The organism is Vibrio sp. 10N.247.310.24 (assembly GCF_041467175.1).
Lineage (GTDB): Bacteria > Pseudomonadota > Gammaproteobacteria > Enterobacterales > Vibrionaceae > Vibrio > Vibrio tasmaniensis_A.
The window spans coordinates 1-1,674 of the sequence record NZ_JBFSUD010000179.1; the positions used below are offsets into that span (position 1 = coordinate 1).

The 1,674-nt window shown below is 36.9% G+C and carries 1 protein-coding gene and 2 pseudogenes; 2 read left to right on the forward strand and 1 reads right to left on the reverse strand.

Annotation, left to right across the window (positions count from 1 at the left end):
- Positions 1-76: 76 nt before the first annotated feature.
- A pseudogene (locus AB6E08_RS23220) lies at positions 77-241 on the reverse strand (transposase); the annotation flags it as partial.
- 108 nt (positions 242-349) lie between these two features.
- Between AB6E08_RS23220 and AB6E08_RS23225 the strand changes: the two are divergent.
- Both AB6E08_RS23225 and AB6E08_RS23230 read left to right on the forward strand, forming a co-directional pair.
- Complete coding sequence (locus AB6E08_RS23225) at positions 350-1,465, forward strand: acyltransferase family protein (protein ID WP_372067769.1); 1,116 nt, start codon at positions 350-352, stop codon at positions 1,463-1,465.
- A 41-nt stretch (positions 1,466-1,506) separates the two neighbouring features.
- Positions 1,507-1,628: pseudogene (locus tag AB6E08_RS23230) on the forward strand (IS30 family transposase); the annotation flags it as partial.
- Between the last annotated feature and the right edge of the window lie 46 nt (positions 1,629-1,674).

A 1,674-nucleotide genomic window follows, 5' to 3' on the forward strand; every position in this document is an offset into this window, starting at 1 on the left:
ATAAGGCTACGAGAGAGAGTGGTGGTAGCTGATCAGATCGTAGGTTCTTGATTTAATTCCATTGAATTACGCAACAAAGCCCTAAAAACTCGCAGTCTTTCATATTGCACAAGATATAGATTGAACGATAAAGCTCCTTTCCAACCTAATCTTTCAAAATCTTATATCTGTACTTTGGAGTCCAAACTATATGGTATTTGCAACGCCAATGGACGTGTGATGAACTTCTGTAATCGCCCATGTGGTTGTTTCCTCTTACTTGTGGTAAATAAGAGGGCACTTCTTCAGGTATAGCCTCAAGGAACAATCACCACTGCCCTAGGCGGTGGTTTTGAGGGGCCAATAAAACATGCCTTCAAGCATCAACAATGTTAGAATGCATGCCTTTACGTTTGCTACTGATACAGGTGGTTTTTTGAAAAATAGAAGAATAGTTTTCCTTGATTACTTGAGAGTATTTGCTTTTATTACTGTTGTTATTGCTCACAAATTTTACAATATGCTCGAACAAGCAATTGTTGGGAGTCAGTTACCAAGCTACTTAAACTACATATCACTCACTATACTTTCAGCTTTTCAAGGGGGCGGGACTGGGGTAATCGTTTTCTTTCTCGTATCTGGCTATATAATAACTTTTGTTCTCAATAATGAAAGCTCTTCTGTTTTCTTTATTAAGCGTTTCTTTAGGATATACCCGTTGTATATTTTTGCTGTATCACTACAGTATATCCATGACTACTACTCATTTGGAGTAATACCAGATGCTGAGATTTTGATCCCACAACTTTTTCTCATCGGTGATTTTTTTAATGCACCTCACACTCTTTGGGGCGTAGAGTGGACTTTGAGAGTTGAAGTAATGTTTTATATATACATGGGGATTCTCAAAAAAGTAAATATTTTCGACAACCTAACCTCACGTCTTCCGTATATTTATTTAGTTACTAGTGCTGTTATTGGGCTCACCTCTCCATTCCCTTCTGGTGAAGGGTGGTCTCAAGGGATATTCTCTATTTATAGCCCCATGTTATTTATCGGCTCAATGATATTTTTATATGAAAGAAATATCATTAAACTATATTTGGTTTTATTTCCAACATCACTGATTTTAGGAATACACTACTACCTAATGTATTCATATTCCCCTGATTGGTTCTATTCACATTTTTCTTTAATTGCTCTGACAATATTTATCACTACTTGGTGGTATAGGGAAAGTCTAAAAGTAACATCGACTGTATTACTTCTATCCAACTTAACTTACTCTGTATACTTATTTCATAATTGGCCTTGGAATTCTATAAAATCTTTTTACGATCAATATTCTATTAATATCATTCATCCCGACTTACAGGCTTTAATTAGCATATTAGCCTTTAGTTACATTACTCTTCAAGTTGTAGAAAAACCTTTTATCAAGTTAGGTAACCGATTAACACAATTCGGGAGAAAGCCAACCGCCTAAAGTGGTACGCTCTTCTCGTCAAAGAAACAAGCAGTGCTACCATGAATTATCAGCAGTTGAGCGAGGGCAGAAGATACCAGACTTCTGCTCTTTTGGAACGGGGAATTTCGGTTTCTGAAATAGCTAGTGCCATCGACCTGCAGTATATCGGGAGCATAAACGCGGCTTTGTTGCGTAATTCAATGGAACTAAATCAAGAACCTACGATC

Coding starts and splice junctions, on each gene's coding strand:
- AB6E08_RS23225 (WP_372067769.1), top strand. CDS start 350: ATGCCTTCAAGCATCAACAATGTTAGAATGCATGCCTTTACGTTTGCT.